This is a genomic window from Rhizobium indicum (assembly GCF_005862305.2).
GTDB classification, from domain to species: domain Bacteria; phylum Pseudomonadota; class Alphaproteobacteria; order Rhizobiales; family Rhizobiaceae; genus Rhizobium; species Rhizobium indicum.
Genome location: NZ_CP054022.1, coordinates 1,064,668 through 1,079,691 on the forward strand (window position 1 = coordinate 1,064,668; position 15,024 = coordinate 1,079,691).

The 15,024-nt window shown below is 59.0% G+C and carries 14 protein-coding genes and 6 pseudogenes; 10 read left to right on the forward strand and 10 right to left on the reverse strand.

Annotated elements, in window-relative coordinates:
- Nucleotides 1–67: 67 nt before the first annotated feature.
- Nucleotides 68–259 carry a CsbD family protein gene (locus FFM53_RS29405; protein ID WP_138390497.1) on the reverse strand — a complete coding sequence of 64 codons (192 nt, stop codon included), beginning with the start codon at nt 257–259 and terminating at the stop codon, nt 68–70.
- A gap of 180 nt (nt 260–439) precedes the next feature.
- Nucleotides 440–556, reverse strand: a pseudogene (locus FFM53_RS37095) (IS110 family RNA-guided transposase); the annotation flags it as partial.
- Between FFM53_RS37095 and FFM53_RS29410 the strand changes: the two are divergent.
- Nucleotides 513–731 carry a hypothetical protein gene (locus FFM53_RS29410; protein WP_173883681.1) on the forward strand — a complete coding sequence of 73 codons (219 nt, stop codon included), beginning with the start codon at nt 513–515 and terminating at the stop codon, nt 729–731. The pseudogene FFM53_RS37095 and the gene FFM53_RS29410 overlap by 44 nt on opposite strands.
- A 42-nt stretch (nt 732–773) precedes the next feature.
- Here the strand turns inward: FFM53_RS29410 and FFM53_RS29415 are convergent, their stop codons facing one another.
- Entirely contained in the window at nt 774–1,967 is a 1,194-nt protein-coding gene (locus tag FFM53_RS29415) for a cation:proton antiporter (protein WP_343075052.1), read from the reverse strand.
- A gap of 359 nt (nt 1,968–2,326) precedes the next feature.
- Here FFM53_RS29415 and FFM53_RS29420 point away from each other — a divergent pair, with 359 nt between their 5' ends.
- Nucleotides 2,327–2,599, forward strand: coding sequence for a BON domain-containing protein (locus FFM53_RS29420; protein ID WP_138390496.1), 273 nt, complete (start codon nt 2,327–2,329; stop codon nt 2,597–2,599).
- 133 nt (nt 2,600–2,732) lie between these two features.
- Nucleotides 2,733–2,861, forward strand: a pseudogene (locus FFM53_RS37100) (DUF1236 domain-containing protein); the annotation flags it as partial.
- 11 nt (nt 2,862–2,872) lie between these two features.
- On the opposite strand, the pseudogene FFM53_RS29430 reads toward FFM53_RS37100, so the two are convergent.
- Nucleotides 2,873–2,989, reverse strand: a pseudogene (locus tag FFM53_RS29430) (CopG family transcriptional regulator); the annotation flags it as partial.
- Nucleotides 2,990–3,870: 881 nt separating this feature from the next.
- Between FFM53_RS29430 and FFM53_RS36620 the strand changes: the two are divergent.
- The 7 genes and pseudogenes from FFM53_RS36620 to FFM53_RS29455 form a co-directional block, all read left to right on the forward strand.
- Nucleotides 3,871–3,918 (forward strand): annotated as a pseudogene (locus FFM53_RS36620) (hypothetical protein); the annotation flags it as partial.
- 6 nt (nt 3,919–3,924) lie between these two features.
- The gene (locus FFM53_RS29435; RefSeq protein ID WP_246413270.1) at nt 3,925–4,638 is read left to right on the forward strand and encodes a L,D-transpeptidase; all 714 of its coding nucleotides are present in this window, start codon (nt 3,925–3,927) and stop codon (nt 4,636–4,638) included.
- Between the two features lie 214 nt (nt 4,639–4,852).
- Complete coding sequence (locus FFM53_RS29440) at nt 4,853–5,029, forward strand: hypothetical protein (RefSeq protein WP_020047024.1); 177 nt, start codon at nt 4,853–4,855, stop codon at nt 5,027–5,029.
- Between the two features lie 32 nt (nt 5,030–5,061).
- A pseudogene (locus tag FFM53_RS36955) lies at nt 5,062–5,215 on the forward strand (ribosome small subunit-dependent GTPase A); the annotation flags it as partial.
- A 148-nt stretch (nt 5,216–5,363) separates the two neighbouring features.
- Nucleotides 5,364–5,741, forward strand: a complete 378-nt coding sequence (locus tag FFM53_RS29445) for a GFA family protein (RefSeq protein ID WP_138390494.1) — start codon at nt 5,364–5,366, stop codon at nt 5,739–5,741.
- 107 nt (nt 5,742–5,848) lie between these two features.
- The gene (locus FFM53_RS29450) at nt 5,849–6,514 is read left to right on the forward strand and encodes a DUF1007 family protein (protein WP_138390493.1); all 666 of its coding nucleotides are present in this window, start codon (nt 5,849–5,851) and stop codon (nt 6,512–6,514) included.
- 113 nt (nt 6,515–6,627) lie between these two features.
- Nucleotides 6,628–7,632 carry a hypothetical protein gene (locus FFM53_RS29455; RefSeq protein WP_138390492.1) on the forward strand — a complete coding sequence of 335 codons (1,005 nt, stop codon included), beginning with the start codon at nt 6,628–6,630 and terminating at the stop codon, nt 7,630–7,632.
- 241 nt (nt 7,633–7,873) lie between these two features.
- On the opposite strand, the gene FFM53_RS29460 is transcribed toward FFM53_RS29455, so the two are convergent.
- From FFM53_RS29460 to FFM53_RS29485, 6 genes and pseudogenes are all read right to left on the reverse strand, one after another.
- Nucleotides 7,874–8,017, reverse strand: coding sequence for a response regulator (locus tag FFM53_RS29460; protein WP_138390491.1), 144 nt, complete (start codon nt 8,015–8,017; stop codon nt 7,874–7,876).
- Nucleotides 8,018–8,222: 205 nt separating this feature from the next.
- Complete coding sequence (locus FFM53_RS29465) at nt 8,223–9,083, reverse strand: chemotaxis protein CheB (protein ID WP_246413272.1); 861 nt, start codon at nt 9,081–9,083, stop codon at nt 8,223–8,225.
- A gap of 41 nt (nt 9,084–9,124) precedes the next feature.
- Nucleotides 9,125–9,517 carry a response regulator gene (locus FFM53_RS29470; RefSeq protein ID WP_138390490.1) on the reverse strand — a complete coding sequence of 131 codons (393 nt, stop codon included), beginning with the start codon at nt 9,515–9,517 and terminating at the stop codon, nt 9,125–9,127.
- On the reverse strand, nt 9,518–13,030 hold the full coding sequence (locus FFM53_RS29475) for a chemotaxis protein CheB (RefSeq protein WP_173883682.1): 3,513 nt from the start codon (nt 13,028–13,030) through the stop codon (nt 9,518–9,520).
- A gap of 304 nt (nt 13,031–13,334) precedes the next feature.
- A pseudogene (locus tag FFM53_RS29480) lies at nt 13,335–14,355 on the reverse strand (extracellular catalytic domain type 1 short-chain-length polyhydroxyalkanoate depolymerase).
- Nucleotides 14,352–14,807, reverse strand: coding sequence for an NUDIX hydrolase (locus tag FFM53_RS29485; RefSeq protein WP_138390488.1), 456 nt, complete (start codon nt 14,805–14,807; stop codon nt 14,352–14,354). The pseudogene FFM53_RS29480 and the gene FFM53_RS29485 overlap by 4 nt, the downstream one beginning before the upstream one ends.
- Nucleotides 14,808–15,024 lie beyond the last annotated feature (217 nt).

Sequence of the window (15,024 nt, forward strand, 5' to 3'; positions counted from 1 at the left end):
GTTTCTTTCGTTAAAAAAAGCCCGCGACCAGCGCGGGCTTAAAGTGAACTTGAGTGCTCGAATGTGGCTATGCCTTATCGACGACCTTTTTCACGGCATCCTTGACGTCGCCCTTGGCAACCTGGGCCTTGCCCTTGGCTTCCTGAACGGCACCCTTTGCCTGTTCCTCGTGATTATCAACGGCTTTGCCCGCGGCCTGCCGCGCCTTGCCGGCGACTTCGTTCGTGGTTCCCTTAATCTTGTCTGCAGTGCTTCCCATAATCATCTCCTTCGTTTTGCTGAAATGAAAGTCATAGAACCGCTATTCGTTCCCAGCGTTAACGCCCCTCCACAACGATTGCTCATTCGAAGCCGTGCAAAGGGGAAGTCAGCAGGCGAGACATCACCTGATACCCCAAGCGATCAGCTTGAGGGGAATCGCTCCAGCGCGGGACACGGGGAGACCGAGAGCATCACTTTCATCGCTCTTGTTCATCCGCACCGACAATGCGGCTTTAGCATGCCAGGCATCGATGCAGACGACAGGAAGATCGATCCGCTTGAGTTCGTGCCACAGTCAGCTCGACATCGCGCTGACATGCAGTGAGGCCTGTGGTGAAGTGGCTGGGAAACCGCCGTCAACTGCAGCGGTTCGTGATATCACGCAAGCAGTGCGGATTTCCGGCGGCTTCATCGGCGCGGCCAAAACCTTTGTGTCGATGAGTGTCGTGGTCGAGGTTTCTGAACTGTGACAGTCCCTGAGCCTCCGATCGGAAAAGGTTTCGATCATCATTTTAGTGAACTGAACGCGCCGGTGGCCGCCGAGCGGCTCGGGACCTTCGACCATCGATCCATCTCATCGTGGGAGTAACCGCGATACCGTGCACCACGATCGAAACAAGGATGATCAGGAGCACTGTCGCCCAGACGGTCTGGACGTTCTCGAACTCGGCTTGACCCGTGGCGTATGCGAGATAATAGATCGACCCAAGCCCTCTGATGCCGAAGACGGCGATAATCACAGTTTCGCCGGGCGAATGTCCGGCTCCGAGTAAACTCAGCCAGCCGATGATTGGACGGACGAACGCGATCGCCAAAACGACGAAGGCTGAGACCCGCCAATCGATACCTGCCAGAAGCTGCCCGCTAGCCGCGATTGACCCGAGGCAGACAAGGAGTACCATCATCAGCAAACGTTCTATTTGCTCCGCGAAATCATGAAGCTGCTCGTGAAAATCGTGGTCTCGTTCACTCGCTCTGAACGCGATCGCCGCAAGGAACACGGCGACGAAGCCGTAGCCACCGATTAGTTGAGTCAACCCATACGTGGTGAAGGTCATTCCAAGAGCGACGAAGCCGTCCTGCGTTTTTGCGAGGCTGCTTCCCATCATCCTGAACGACAAAAAACCGAAAGCCTTCCCCAGCGCCCATCCCATAAAGGCGCCTGCGGCCAGTCTCCAGAACACGTCAAGAAATGCCCAATGTTGCAACAGGGAGACGCCCTCCTTCGCGGCAAGCGCCAGGGCGATGGCAAGGTGGACGAACGGGAAGCTCAAGCCGTCGTTAAGCCCTGCTTCGGAGGTTAGCGCAAAACGGACCTCGTCCTCCTCTCCTGTCTGCGGTGGCCCGACCTGCACATCGCTGGCGAGGACCGGATCGGTCGGGGCAAGGCAGGCGCCGAGCAAAAGAGCAGAAGCCCCTCCGAGACCCAGTATCCATGACCCGAGGAATGCGAGTGCGACGATGGTCAGCGGCATGGCTATCCCGAGAAGTCGCCATGTCGTCATCCACGGCTTCCATCCGATCGGACGGTCGAGTTTAAGCCCTGCACCCATCAGCGCGACGATGACGACGATCTCGGTCATCCGCTCGGTGAATGCGCGATTCTCCAGAGGATTGAAACGCGGCAGAAGTGGGAACGGCGACCATGCAAGCACCGCGCCAATGGCCAGACAGGCGATTGGAAGAGACAGGGGCATACGTTTCATCACCATCGGCAACCAGGCCGTCAGAGCACGACAACGCCAAGGATTGTTAGGGTGATGATATAAAGGTCCATTCAGTCCGGTTTCTCGAGGGTCGCTTTCTTACGCTCTAGCACACCGGGGCGAGCGACGTCCGGCGACAATCGGTTTCCAGCGACCAGGGCCAAGGCGCTCCCGCGCCTTTCGTTGTTTACTGAACGTTCTTAATTTCACTCAGCTAATCGGCGAGAATGATACTTAAGGCAGATGATGCTTAGGGAAAGTCGGACTTAAGTCGGGCTAACAACCTTAGAAGTCACTACTCATATATTAGCTTGAGGTCACGTGTAGGGTCCGCGAGGGGGGCGGAACGGGAGGAAGATATGAAGTTCAGCTCTGACTGCTACGGCCATGAACAGTACGGTTCACAAGGCCATAGTTCGGCGTCGACTATCGCGACGATCGAAGCAGCCCTTTCCGCCGATTCGAACATCGACAACCGTGCCATCCAGATCAGGATGCTCGGCCCTGTCGTCCTGCTCGAAGGCTACATAACAAACACTGCAGACCGCGAGAGAGCCATCTCGCTTGCGGCGATGATCGTCGGCCAGGAGAACGTCCAAGACCGGATGTTGAGCCGTTTCCCCATGCAGTAGCCCAGTTCCTCTGTTTGACGGTTTGGCCCCCAGCGGAACCGACCGCATCAAAAGAGGAAACAGATGAATATCAACGCAGTAGGAATTGCCGTTGTTGGCATCGACGTTGCCTTTGCGCAGTCGTCGGTGGCTCGTCGCCGGCGCGGCAGGTAGAGTCATTGATCCGCCGCCGCAAAAGGTGGTGACCTATGTTCAGCAGGCTCCGGCCCCGACCAGGCGGGTCATGGTGAAGGAGAAGGTCGTCGTCGGACAGCCCCTGCCGAGACCGTCGTCGGCATTGCGCAGCCGCAGCGCGGCCCGGCGAAGCATGATCTGGAGATCCGGCCGGGAGATATCTGCAATTCGATCGGCGGCATCTTCGAGTAATGTCGTGGTCTCGGGCGAGGTCATGAGTTTACTCCCCTATCCGTTTAGTCTTGTCGGCCGGGAAGGATCAATGGATCAGCTTTGGTGCGTCTTCAATCTCTTCCAGTACGAGCCCCAAACTACATTCCTGTTCAGGCGAGCCAGTATGAGGCCCGACCGCTCAGCTATCTCGCCGGTGCGCCGGTCGAATATGGGTTTTGTTGCCTGCGCTATCTATCGCGACGCTTGTCACGTGCCCAATCCGCAGGTCGCAGATCGTCTCGCGGGTGCGCGATGCGGCGAACATACTCTCCGAGAACAGGGTCGGCGGTCAAATGCCTCTGAAACTGCACCTCGTCCATTCGGCCGGCGCGATAGGTGTTTACGATCTCTTCTTGGTGGGCGGTTAATGTTGACTGACCCCCACGCTCTGGCGGGACGACGCCTAGCCGGGTAGAAATAGCGACCGCAGTGCCATCTTTTTTCTCATTAACGTCCATCGCACTCTCCTCCGAGCGTGATCGCTCGCGGCATCATCAAGCTAGTGTTCTTGATGGAGCGCCCGTGTCGCGATGGAGCACCAATGGATAACTTGACCATTGGCCGTTAGTTCCAGCGTCGCTCGCAGCAGATTTTCTTCGAAAAGACAATGAATAGCGAAATTTCGTGGACGCTGGTGGTAGTCCTCACTCGCGGAAAAACTTAGAATCGGGTTTTATCGAGCGTCGGCTCGCCGGAGCCGGCGCGAGATTGTCACCCGGGTCGGACCCCTTCGGCTTGGCCGCCTTCCGGCGTTTACGGCCAGCACGACGCTGATATCTGTCGATCCGGCCGCAGTTGCCCTACCGTTCGACACGAACACGCCATCCGCGTCAGTCGCACGCCTTCAAGTTCTGCTTGACCGTGCCGGAGCATCTCCAGGGGTCATCGATGGGCTAGATGGTGGAAATCTGCGGAGCGCGCTTGCAGCATTCGAATCCATGCATGGTCTCAATGTTGATGGCAAAATCGGGTCGCAGGTAATTGACGCCATTGATGACCCAAAGCAGGTCATTGGCAGTTACGTGATTACCGGCGAAGATATTTCGGTGGTTGTTGGTGCGATCCCCAAAGACTACGCGCAGATGGCACAGATGAAATATCTCGGCTATGCGACTGTGACCGAAGGGCTGGCCGAACGGTTTCACATGGGCGAGGATTTTCTGAAAGCGCTCAATCCGAATGCACGATATGGCGAAGGCGAAACGATATTCGTTGCCGATCTTGGGGTAAACAAGACGGGCAAGGCGGTCAGGCTCGAAGTTGATAAAACGCAGGGCCAGGTCAGAGCGTATGCAGCTGACGACTCGTTGCTCGTTGCCTATCCTGCGACGATCGGAAGCGAAACAAACCCGTCACCATCCGGGACGCATACGGTCAAGACCGTTGCGCTAAACCCTGAGTATACTTACAATCCCAAGATCAATTTTCAACAGGGAAACAACAACAGCGTTCTAACACTCCCTCCCGGGCCTAATGGTCCGGTTGGAACGGTGTGGATCGACCTGTCCGAGCCAACCTTCGGAATTCACGGCACGCCGGAACCAAGCCGGATCGACAAGACAGGCTCGCATAGATGTGTTCGTTTGACTAATTGGGATGCGGAAGAACTTGCCAAATTGCTGACGAAAGACGTTTTGGTCGAATTCATGTAACTATGTCGGTTGGTTGGGGCTTTGTGCCGTGGGGGCCATGCCGGTATTGCTCCTGCTGCATTGGGTGTTAGCTCCGGCGCCTTGATAGGAATCGAACCGGCGTTGGCTAATCGTATTTTGCGTAAGCAAGTGACAGATCACAGACTGCTGAATATGAGCTGTCGAGTATCATCTTCAGCGTAGGGAAACTCGGACCGGCATTGGAGAGCTTTTAATGGGCTGGAAAACACCGAAGATCGAATACGTGAATGGCTATAAGATCGTTGAAGTTGAAGGGCCTATCTTCAAAGTCTACGATGGCGACCGTCAGCTCGGGGACGATTTCCCCTATCCTGGCGAAGCTGCTGCTTACGCGACCTCCTTGCCAAAGCGGGATCATCCACGCAGCTAGGCGAGAAGCCGCGGAAGATCATTGAACCCTTTATGGCAGCCTTACCGAATGCGGAACAAGATTTGACCAGCTCCCAACCTTTCTTCACCGCTGGAACTGCTTGGGTGGTCTGAATTCTTCGCGGACCAGGTCCAGCCCAGCGAAGCGGACTTGATCCCCCGACGCGTCGCTTCAGTTCACCGGGCACTGAGCTTTCGCGCGTCTTCATCGCGGCGGCGATCAGGGCCCGCCAGGCGGTCGAAAGAGAAACAACGTGATTTTCGAAACTCAAGCTCGGCAGAGGGACAACCCAACAGTACGCTGCAGCAACCTATCCAGGGCAGTTAGGAGCAGAATGAAAAGAGTTGCCACGTGCTCATGCGGCCGGCTTTCAATGGCCATCCACGGTGAACCGACCAAAATTTCCGCCTGCCATTGCCAGGCCTGCCAGCGACGTACCGGAAGCGCGTTCGGGGTGGCGGTCTTCTATAAGAAGGACCGGGTGGAGACGTCTGGCGCCTCGACCAGTTACGTCCGGGCTGGCGACAGCGGAAGATCGATTGAGTTTCGGTTTTGTCCGGCTTGCGGGTCGACGGTTTTCTGGATGCCGGAATTTCGCGTGGATCTCGTCGCGATCGCGCTGGGATGCTTCGTCGAATCGCGATCGCTGGTTCCCACGCAGAGCGTCTACGAACAGAGCCGCCTGCCGTGGGTGTCGCTCGATCTGCTTTGACCCCGCAGGGCTGGCTTGCTGCCCGTTGGCGGGCACGATGGATGGCTCCGACGTCTCGTGGCATCATCGACTTAAATCAGACGCAATCTTCCCAACATTCCCATTGCATGACATCCCGACGCCGCGTCGCTTCAATCATTCTTTCGGCCCTTGCTGGAATATCCGTTGTCGGTGCTCCGACCGTTGCCGCGGCGCATCCTCACATCTTTGTCGACGCGAAGTTCGAGGCTGTCGCTGCGGCCGACGGAAGTCTGGCCGAACTTCGCGACACCTGGCGGTTCGACGAAGTCTTTTCCTCCTCGGTGCTTCTCGACTACGACAAGAACGGGAACAACACGCTCGATGCGGCGGAACTGGCCGCCGTTGCAAAGACGGTCCGGGAGTCACTCGGGCAATACAATTATTATACGAATGTGACGATCAACGGCAAAGCCGTGACGCTTGCCAAGCCGGATGTCCTCCATGGCGCCTATGAGAATGGCTCGCTCGTCCTGTCCTTCACTCAAAAGCCGGCCGGGAAGACACCGCTGAAGGGGCTGATCGTGTTCGGCGTCTACGATCCGACCCTCTACACGGCACTCGACTTCGCGGATGACGCCGATCTGAAGACCTCGGGAGATGGTTTCAACCGGTGCTCGCGAAAGGTCGTTAGGCCGGACTCGAAGGAGATCCTCGCGGAAAACCAGGCGATGCTGACGACCATGTTCTTCAATGACCCGATGGGGACGGACTATTCGCAAATCGTCGCGACGAGACTTGAGGTCCGCTGTTAGGGCGTTCTCAAGCATATTGGCTGATCGTTATAGTCTTCATATCCGCGGAGTCCACCGGTGGTGCGGCCGCCGCAAGGTCTGCTGAGTCAACCGTTGTCTCCAGGAGAATATGCATGAATTCCAACCCCGGATTTCTCACGTTTTTCAGACTCTTCTCCGCCGTCGCTTGCGTATCGGCGCCCTCGCTGGCCTTAGCTTCGGAAGGTGCGTCCGCCCTCCCAAGCTGGCTGAAGGAACATGTGGGCGAAGGAGCCGGCCAGATCGCTCCGAAGGTGCTCGAACGGGCGCGGGCGCTCTACCTGGAGAAGGTGGCGGAAGGGAAGGTCAGGAACGGCTGCTACTTCGCGATGGACGCCACACGTCCGAACGATCTCACCGACGGGGTGTCGGGCGGCCGTTTCTACACGATCTGCGACGCGGAGCGGTCTTTCCGCTCGATCTCCGCTGGGCACGGCGGCGGGCGTAACCTCCCGGGCGTCGTCAATTTCTCCAACGGACGAGAGTGCGCGAAGAACTTCGGCAACGCTTTGGATTCCAACCTGACGGCCGGCGGCGCCTATCTGACAAGCGAGATCAAGACCTCCTTCAAGGGCTATTACCGCAGTTCTGCCAAGCAAGAGTCTCTCCTGACCAGATCCTTCGTGCAGTTTGACGGTATCGGAGAGACGGCCAACGCCAGGCAGCGCGCGATCGGCGGGCATGCGGCAGCCTTGGTATCGGGAATCTGCATGCTGAAGAAGCCGGAGAGTCCGTACGCCAATCACGACGGCTATATTCCGCTTGGAAAACTCGTGAACTACGCTGGCGGGCGCAGTGACGGCTGCACCAGTTGGTCGCCGGAGGAGACGCCGCAGGTCTTGTCGATGGTCAAGGACAACCCGACGACCCTTTATATCTACCCGGAGTCACGCGACATCAGCGCTGTCACTAACGCCGTGGTATCGGGTCAATCTCCGGAGAGCGACGGGCTGTATTGGAATGCCTCCTGTCTGAAGGAGATCGGTTCTCCGACCTTCTGGCCAAGGGAAAAGCTGGAGCCGATCATCGTCCGGTACAAACAGGATCATCCCGCGCCGCCGCCGCGCCCGGTTCCGATCTGCGAAGGCCCGTCGAATTGACGCGCCGTTCGCTGGCCTGAGGCTCTCACCCCAACTCTGTTTCAGCTCTCGTGGCTCCATACCAACCAGGCCTGATGAGCGGCCGCTTTGCAGGTGCTTTCTCCGACAATTCGATGTAAGCGGTGTCCCGGTCCCACCTTGACGACGTCGCTTTAAGCAATTTCGAAGAGAGTCGCCATGATCGCGTAGTTCATTGACGATAATCGCGATCATTAATCATCGACCGCGTTGCACAGCACCTTTATGGGAGACATTCCTCAGGCTCGGGAAACGGTCCAAGGACCTCCGCGCCGTGGTCGGCCAAGGCTTCCGCGATCGTCTTCGCCTGCAGGTAGTTGTCCTCGACGACGAGGACTTTTCGGCCGGTGAGATCGCCCTGTGACATGATGTGGTTCCTCCTGCCATCCGAACAACAGATGCAGCCCGTTGTTCCTCGGGGTCAAGGATTCGTGAGAGTTCATCGACGCTAAGCGTCCACTAGCCCTTGAGCGCCGCCTCCATCAGCACGGCCGCGGAGCGTCTGTATTCTTGAGCGCGTTCTTCGAACGTTTCGGCGGCGGCGGTTCGACCTGCCTGAAGTGCGTCGAGCCTCATCTTCTCCATGAGAGTGGCCCGCTCGCCAATGACCCGAACCGCCATGCGCACTGCCTCGTCAACGGAGCCCTCCTGCTCGTGGACCAAGGCCTCGGCGGTGTAGCCGTGCCCCACCTGACAGCGGAAGCGTAGCGGTGAACGCCTAATCTGCGACAGCGTCCCCCACATCCGGGACAATTCAATGGCACTGGATCTGTGATTTCGGCGATGGTGGGCGTGTCGGAGTTGCGCCCCATGGCGATCGCCACTTCGAGCGCGACGCTTGCAGGAGGAGTTAGGGCCGGACCTGGCTCCTCCTGCACCAGTCGGGTCAGCAGGGCGGCCAGATCAATTGCAGGCGCACGATAGTCGATGTCGCTCGCCAGCAGCGCCGTTCGCGGCATCTCGCTTTCGGCGGCGTCGAGCGGGCTTTGAACTACAGTCATACCGCCGCAACGCTTGAGGTCCGCCAACCCGGAAGCCCCGTCGTTCAGCATGCCAGAGAGCAGGACGCCGATCGCTCTCGGTCCGGCGCTGATCCCTGCAGACCGAAACAAAGGATCGATCGCAGGCCTCGCCATATTCTCGCGTGGTCCGCGACCTAGTCGGACAAAGCGCCCATCGACCACCAGATGATGGTCTACGGGAGCCACGTAGATACGCGCGTCCTTTAGCGGCTCGCCGTCAACCGCGGTGCTTGCGGGGAGCGGTCCGCCGTTGTCCAAAATACTGGCAAGCAGATTCTGGTTGCCGGCTCTGACATGGACGGCGATGAGTACGGAGGCATGCAGGTCCGCCCGCAATAGGCTGCAGATTTTCCGGATCGCCTGGATCGACCCTGCGGAGCCGCCGATTGCGATGATCTTGCGCATGGCCATGTCACTTCCTCCAGTGAATGCCTGGGCCGACGCGGCGGTCGTCACTGGCTCCGTTCGTTCGATCCCGCTCCCAGCAATTGAAGCAGCCGTTCCGCAAGGTCGCTGGGGCTGTAGGGCTTGGTTAACCGCGGGCGGTCGCGGTGCCGTTCTTCGAGCGCCCAGTCGCTGTAGCCGCTGCAGAAGACGAACGGAATTCCACGTTCGGCGAGGATATCCGCAACAGGGTAGGAATTCCCTCCCCGGATATTGACGTCGAGGATCGCGGCATCGATTGACGCCTCGCTGGCCAGCCGCAGGGCAACGTCCAGGCGCGACGCAGGCCCGACGACGTGCGCGCCGAGTTCAAGCAGCGTGTCTTCGATCACCAGCACGATGGTCATCTCATCTTCGACGACAAGCACCTGGCGCCCTTCCGCGATATCTTGAGCAGCCATTCAACGCCCCCCTCGCTCAGACGGGCGAAGGTCTCCTACCTCTGAGGTAAAGGGCAGGTCGATTATGCAGACCACGCCACTCGGTTCGAAGCTGCGCTCCACCTCCCCGTCGAATTCATAGCTCAGGGAGCGGTCGATCACTGTTGTGCCGAAGCCCCTTTGCGAGGGCGGTCCGGGAACGGGCGGGCCGCCCGTTTCCGTCCAGCTTAGCCGTAACCGACGATCGGGGTTGTTCGTCACCTCCCAGGAAACGGCGAGCTGGCCTTCGGGGACGGACAACGAGCCATACTTTGCTGCGTTGCTGGCCAGTTCATGGATGGCCATCGCAACCGACAGGCCAGCCTTGGGCGTGAGCATGATGTCGGGGCCTTCGACCCGAAGGTGCCGATCCTCATATGGCTTCAGTTCCGTATCCACGAGGTTTTGCAGAGTGCCGGTGCCGCCTTTCCCTCGGTTGGTAAGCAGACTATGAGCGCGCGTGATCGCAGTTATGCGCCCTGAAATCGTCGCGGCGAACGCTTCCGGCGAAGGACTTGTCCTGAGAGTCTGGGCAACGATCGAGGAAACGATCGCCAAAATGTTTTTCACGCGATGATCGAGCTCACCCAGAAGCAATGCCGCCTGCTCTTCGGCGCGCCTGCGTTCTTCAATTTCCAACGTGACTGAAATGACGCTGTTGGCGCGCCCATCGCTCTCGCCGAGCACGGAGACGCTGTCGTGCACCCACACGGACGTCCCGTCTGCCCGCTGAAGGCGGTACTCGGCCTCGAACGGCTTGCCATCGCGGGTCGCCTGCTCGAAGCGCTCGTTGATCGCCTCGGCGTCATCGGGATTGATAAGCTCCTGCCGACGTAGCCGATGCAAATCTCCCGCAGACCGACCGGTCATCGTCTGGAACGCAGCGTTGGTCAGCTTGAAGCGGCCGGAAGGATCTGTTTCGGCAACGCCAACGGCTGCCTGGTTGACGATCGCGGTGAAGCGTCGCTCGCTGACGCCCTTCGCCCGCTCGGCCTCTTTGCGCGCCGTTACGTCGACAAAGGTAATGACAACGCCTTCGATCACCCGCTCGATGCTGCGATATGGTCGGATGCGCATGACGAACGACGCGCCGCGGTCATGCAGTTCGAGCTCGCGCTCGATGACCGTGAGTTCCCGCAACACCGTGGCGACGTCGCGTCGCAGGTCACCATAGGCAAGCAGGCTGACGATTTCTGTCAGAGGTCGGCCACGGTCGTTCTCGCGCAGGCTGAAGATGTCCGCCATACCTGGGGTGAAGTTCTTGATGCGGAGATTTTCGTCGAGGAAGATCGTCGCGATCTGTGTGCTGTCCAGCAGGTTCTGCAGATCGCTGTTTAGGTTGGAGAGAAGATCGTTCTTCGCCATCATCTCGGCGTTGACTGTCTGAAGCTCCTCATTGATCGACTGCATCTCTTCCTTCGAGGTCTGCAGCTCCTCGTTCGTCGACTGCAGTTCCTCGTTGACCGATTGGTACTCCTCCGCCGTGGACTTCATTTCCTCGTTTGCCGTTTCAAGATCGGCGATCGTCGTCTGCAACTGCGCGCGCGCTAAGCGGAGCTCCCGCTCCGCGGCCACGGCTTCCGGGCTCCGCGCGCTCCCGTCCGGGGCTTGCATAGGCTCTGTCGCCAACGTGCGCATCTCCTGGAAGGCGACGACGTACAGCCCTTCGCTGCCTGTGTCATGGACGGGCTCGACGATGACGCTCAGCACGCGTTGCCGACCCTCGAGGAAGACGGATACGTTGTCGGCGACCACGGCCTCGCCGGTCTTCACCACGGACTGCAACGCGGTGCGAACGGTGATCCGTAAGTTTTTCCGAAGGTTGGAGTGGAGGCTTAGGCTTGCGACGCCAGCCGAAGGTTCGAGGTATCGGGCAACTTCTCCGCCGGAATAGCGCACGATGTTGTTCTGCCGATCAACGACGAGGAATACGGGCGAGTGTTTTGCCAAGGCCATGCGGACGGCGCGATCGACCCGGTCACCAACTCCTTGACTTAGTTCGCGAGCGAGACGATTCCCCGCAGCGGGCGTCTGCGCGGGCATCGGCATGTCTGGGAATGCCGCATCCCCATCTCTCCGTTGGAAGATGTGTGCGGCCTTGTCTCGAACCGCAAAGAGTTTGGCGTGCGCGCCCGCGCCTTCGGACAGCCCGAGGAACAGGAGGCCATCGCGCTTCAACGCGTAGTGGAACGTTCGAAGGACGCGATCTTGCAGGTCGCCATCCATGTAGATCATGAGGTTGCGACACGAGATCAGTTCCAGCTTGGAGAATGGCGGGTCTTTCGTCACATTATGCACGGAGAAGACACACATTCCCCGTATCTGCCGGTTCGGGCAGAATGCGCCGTCCTCCTCGAAAAACCAGCGTTGAAGACGCTCAGGCGAGATGCCCGTCGTACGCTGGTAGCGCCCGGCTCTGGCAAATTCAATCGCACGGTCATCGATGTCCGTACCGAAAATCTGGACGTCCAGAGTGGCGCCGCGCGCTTCGATCACTTCTCGAATGGTGATCGCGAGGCTGTAGACCTCCTCGCCCGTCGAACAGGCCGGCACCCAGACCCTTAACGGCTGCTCGGCCCCACCGCGTTCGAGAATAGCGTCAATGGCCGCCGACAGCCCCTGAAATGCCACCGGATCGCGGAAGAACTCGGTCACGCCGATGAGAAGGTCCCGAAAGAGCAGCTCCGGCTCGCGTGGATCCTCGCGCAGATGCTTGAGATAGACGGGGGCGTCTGCTTGCAGAACCTGCATGCGACGCTGGATGCGGCGGGTGACAGTCTTGATTTTGTATTTGGCGAAATCATGCCCGGTTTTCGAGCGGAGGACGGCAAGGACGGTTGAAAGGTGCTCAGCGGCATCAGTCCGCGTGCCGTCGCCATCCTTGCGGTCGGCAACCAGCGCCAGATGATCGCGATATTCAATCAGCTTGGCGGGCATCTCTTCGACCTGCATCACATAATCGACGAGGCCGGTCGCCGCCGCGCTTTGCGGCATACCGGGCATCGCATGGTGGTCGAACTCTGCCTGGGCGATCGTCAGCCCGCCGGCTTCCTTCACGGCTGCAAGCCCGATCGACCCATCGCTACCCACGCCCGATAGGACGATCGAAACCGCGTTATCGTTCTGGTCCTTGGCCAGGGAGGTGAAAAAAGAATCGATTGGTCGACGGTCCGCCCGCGGTGGCGCCGGCTGGACGACAACGAGTTGGCTGTTGTCTATCGTCAAAGTGGCATCGGGCGGGATCACGTGAACTCGATTGGGTTCGACGCGCATGCCGTGCTCGGCTTCGACGACCGGGACGGGCGACGCCCGACCAAGGATCTCCGTCAACATGCTCTTATGATCGGGAGAAAGGTGCTGCACCAGCACGAAAGCCATTCCGCTGTTGGCCGGCAAGTTGGCGAAAAACGCTTTGAAAGCTTCGAGACCACCCGCCGAAGCGCCGATGCCGACAATAAGGCCAGAGCGGGCAGATTTTTCTTGATCATCCCTCATGCCCATTAACCGTACGCCCTCGATTATGTTCCCGACCTGGATCCCGGGACGTTCCAAATTGTCAATGCGAAGACGAATGCCGTCTAGAGTCGCCAAATGACAGGCGAAAGCCGCAGGGGCGCCGGAAATCGACGGGCAGAAACGGAGGCTACATCAACGCCCTTGAACAGGTCGCACCCGTCGGTCACTGGGCGCCGGGTGGGGTGCTCGTCTGGTGTTTCGCTGCCCCGCACGGAATGGTGCAGGCGTAGAACCCATCGCTGACCGGAATTTGCCAGCTACGGCCGAACTTGCTGCGAGCTGATTACGTTCGAAGCCTCGACAAACCCCACAATCGCATCATCTCTGCTGGAGCCGAGATTTCTGCCGGGATCACGTAGGGATCTCCAGATCGCAGCGCCGTGACGCTCTTGCGCTTCTTGATCGGAAGCCCGTGGCCCATGTTGCTGACCGAATAGAGGGCCACTTTCAGCTCGTTTGTGACTTTCCACGACTGCAACCTGCCCCACGGTTTCTCCTCCAAACGGCCGCTGTTTTCTGCAATGCCTTGGACTTCGAGCCACTGAGCAACACGCGCGAGCGCATTGACAGGTTTGACCACCCGGTCGTCCATGCCCTGCCAGATGGTTATCGCAGGCCATGCCTTAGCTTGTGGGGAAATCTCAGCGATGGGTCTACCCCATCCGCCCGGCGGCGGCGTCGCACCTGACTTCATCGCGCGCAGCGCCGAGATCGTATCGCGGGCAGATCCGAATGGCATCCCGGCTATGATCGCGGCGCCTGCAAACAATGAGGGATAGTTTGCAATAAGCGCGCCTGTCATCGCCCCGCCGGCGGACAGCCCCGCGACGAAGATCCTCGAACGGTCGATGCGATGTCGCTCGCATATGTGCTCGACCATCTGCTTGATTGAACGCACCTCTCCGCGGTCTCGAGCAACGGCACTTGGTCGAAACCAGTTGAAGCAATTTTGCGGATTGTTTGCTCTCTTCTGCTGCGGATAAAGCAGAACGAAACCGCGCTCTTTCGCGAGCTTGGAGAACCCGGTCGCGACATCCAGGCTTTCGGGGTCTGACCGCAGCCATGAAGCAGGACGACAAGCGCGGGGTTTTTCGGCAGCCTCGTCGTCGGAACGAAGGATTTCATCACCAGGCGGCCCGGATTGCTTCCAAACGCGGTTGTCTCGACCAAAATCGGTTTCGCCGGACGGGATGTTGAACGTTTCGTTCTACTTCGGGTCGTTTCGAGAGCTTTCTCGATCCGCTTGCTGATCTTCTTTTGGGCTCTGAGGACCTCTATAGCGATCTGCCGAGACTGAGCTTCATAGGTTAAGGGTCTCAACCCGCGACAGGAGCATCCGCAAGCCCGGCTGCGCCGCTTCCCGCAGCGCGGTCTCCAAGGGGAACCATCGCGTCTTTCGGACATCCTTCTCCGGAAACTTGTCCGCGATCCTCGACACGTGGAGAAGATGGACGGCCACTTGGTAGCGGTTGGGACTCGTGTCCTTCCGATACGAAAACGAACCGAACACGGTCTTGTCGACGATACCCGCCACTCCGGCCTCCTCGAAGGCCTCTCTCAGCGCCGCAGCGCTGCTGGCTTCACCATCTTCGACGTGCCCCTTCGGAATGCCCCATCGACCGTTCCGTCGGCTACCTACAAAGAGGATTTCAAATCCACCGTTTTCGGTCCGCCGGTAGCAAAGAGCACCGGCCTGCGCCACATCGCGACCAGACAGGGTTTTCACAAGATCCGTCTGGGCGTTTTCGTTGAGCATCGTCCGCCTCCGGTTTCGAAGCCCGCGCAAGCTAGCTGGGCAACGTTCGAGAGTCCAGTTTGCTTCATCACGGCGGGGAACTGCTCCAAACGGAAAATGCCCTTCCCGGTCACCATTTCCCCGCAGGTTCTCCACAGGATATCCCCAGGAGAACGCTGCGTAATCTCGTCGTTTCTTGGCAGCGACGTCTTTCAGTGGACAAATACGGGCGACAACT

Bases quoted from the DNA above. Each gene is read 5' to 3' on its own strand.
- FFM53_RS29405 (WP_138390497.1), bottom strand. From the start codon at position 259: ATGGGAAGCACTGCAGACAAGATTAAGGGAACCACGAACGAAGTCGCC.
- FFM53_RS29410 (WP_173883681.1), top strand. From the start codon at position 513: ATGCAGACGACAGGAAGATCGATCCGCTTGAGTTCGTGCCACAGTCAG.
- FFM53_RS29415 (WP_343075052.1), bottom strand. From the start codon at position 1,967: ATGAAACGTATGCCCCTGTCTCTTCCAATCGCCTGTCTGGCCATTGGC.
- FFM53_RS29420 (WP_138390496.1), top strand. From the start codon at position 2,327: ATGAAGTTCAGCTCTGACTGCTACGGCCATGAACAGTACGGTTCACAA.
- FFM53_RS29435 (WP_246413270.1), top strand. From the start codon at position 3,925: ATGCATGGTCTCAATGTTGATGGCAAAATCGGGTCGCAGGTAATTGAC.
- FFM53_RS29440 (WP_020047024.1), top strand. From the start codon at position 4,853: ATGGGCTGGAAAACACCGAAGATCGAATACGTGAATGGCTATAAGATC.
- FFM53_RS29445 (WP_138390494.1), top strand. From the start codon at position 5,364: ATGAAAAGAGTTGCCACGTGCTCATGCGGCCGGCTTTCAATGGCCATC.
- FFM53_RS29450 (WP_138390493.1), top strand. From the start codon at position 5,849: ATGACATCCCGACGCCGCGTCGCTTCAATCATTCTTTCGGCCCTTGCT.
- FFM53_RS29455 (WP_138390492.1), top strand. From the start codon at position 6,628: ATGAATTCCAACCCCGGATTTCTCACGTTTTTCAGACTCTTCTCCGCC.
- FFM53_RS29460 (WP_138390491.1), bottom strand. From the start codon at position 8,017: ATGTCACAGGGCGATCTCACCGGCCGAAAAGTCCTCGTCGTCGAGGAC.
- FFM53_RS29465 (WP_246413272.1), bottom strand. From the start codon at position 9,083: ATGGCCATGCGCAAGATCATCGCAATCGGCGGCTCCGCAGGGTCGATC.
- FFM53_RS29470 (WP_138390490.1), bottom strand. From the start codon at position 9,517: ATGGCTGCTCAAGATATCGCGGAAGGGCGCCAGGTGCTTGTCGTCGAA.
- FFM53_RS29475 (WP_173883682.1), bottom strand. From the start codon at position 13,030: ATGAGGGATGATCAAGAAAAATCTGCCCGCTCTGGCCTTATTGTCGGC.
- FFM53_RS29485 (WP_138390488.1), bottom strand. From the start codon at position 14,807: ATGCTCAACGAAAACGCCCAGACGGATCTTGTGAAAACCCTGTCTGGT.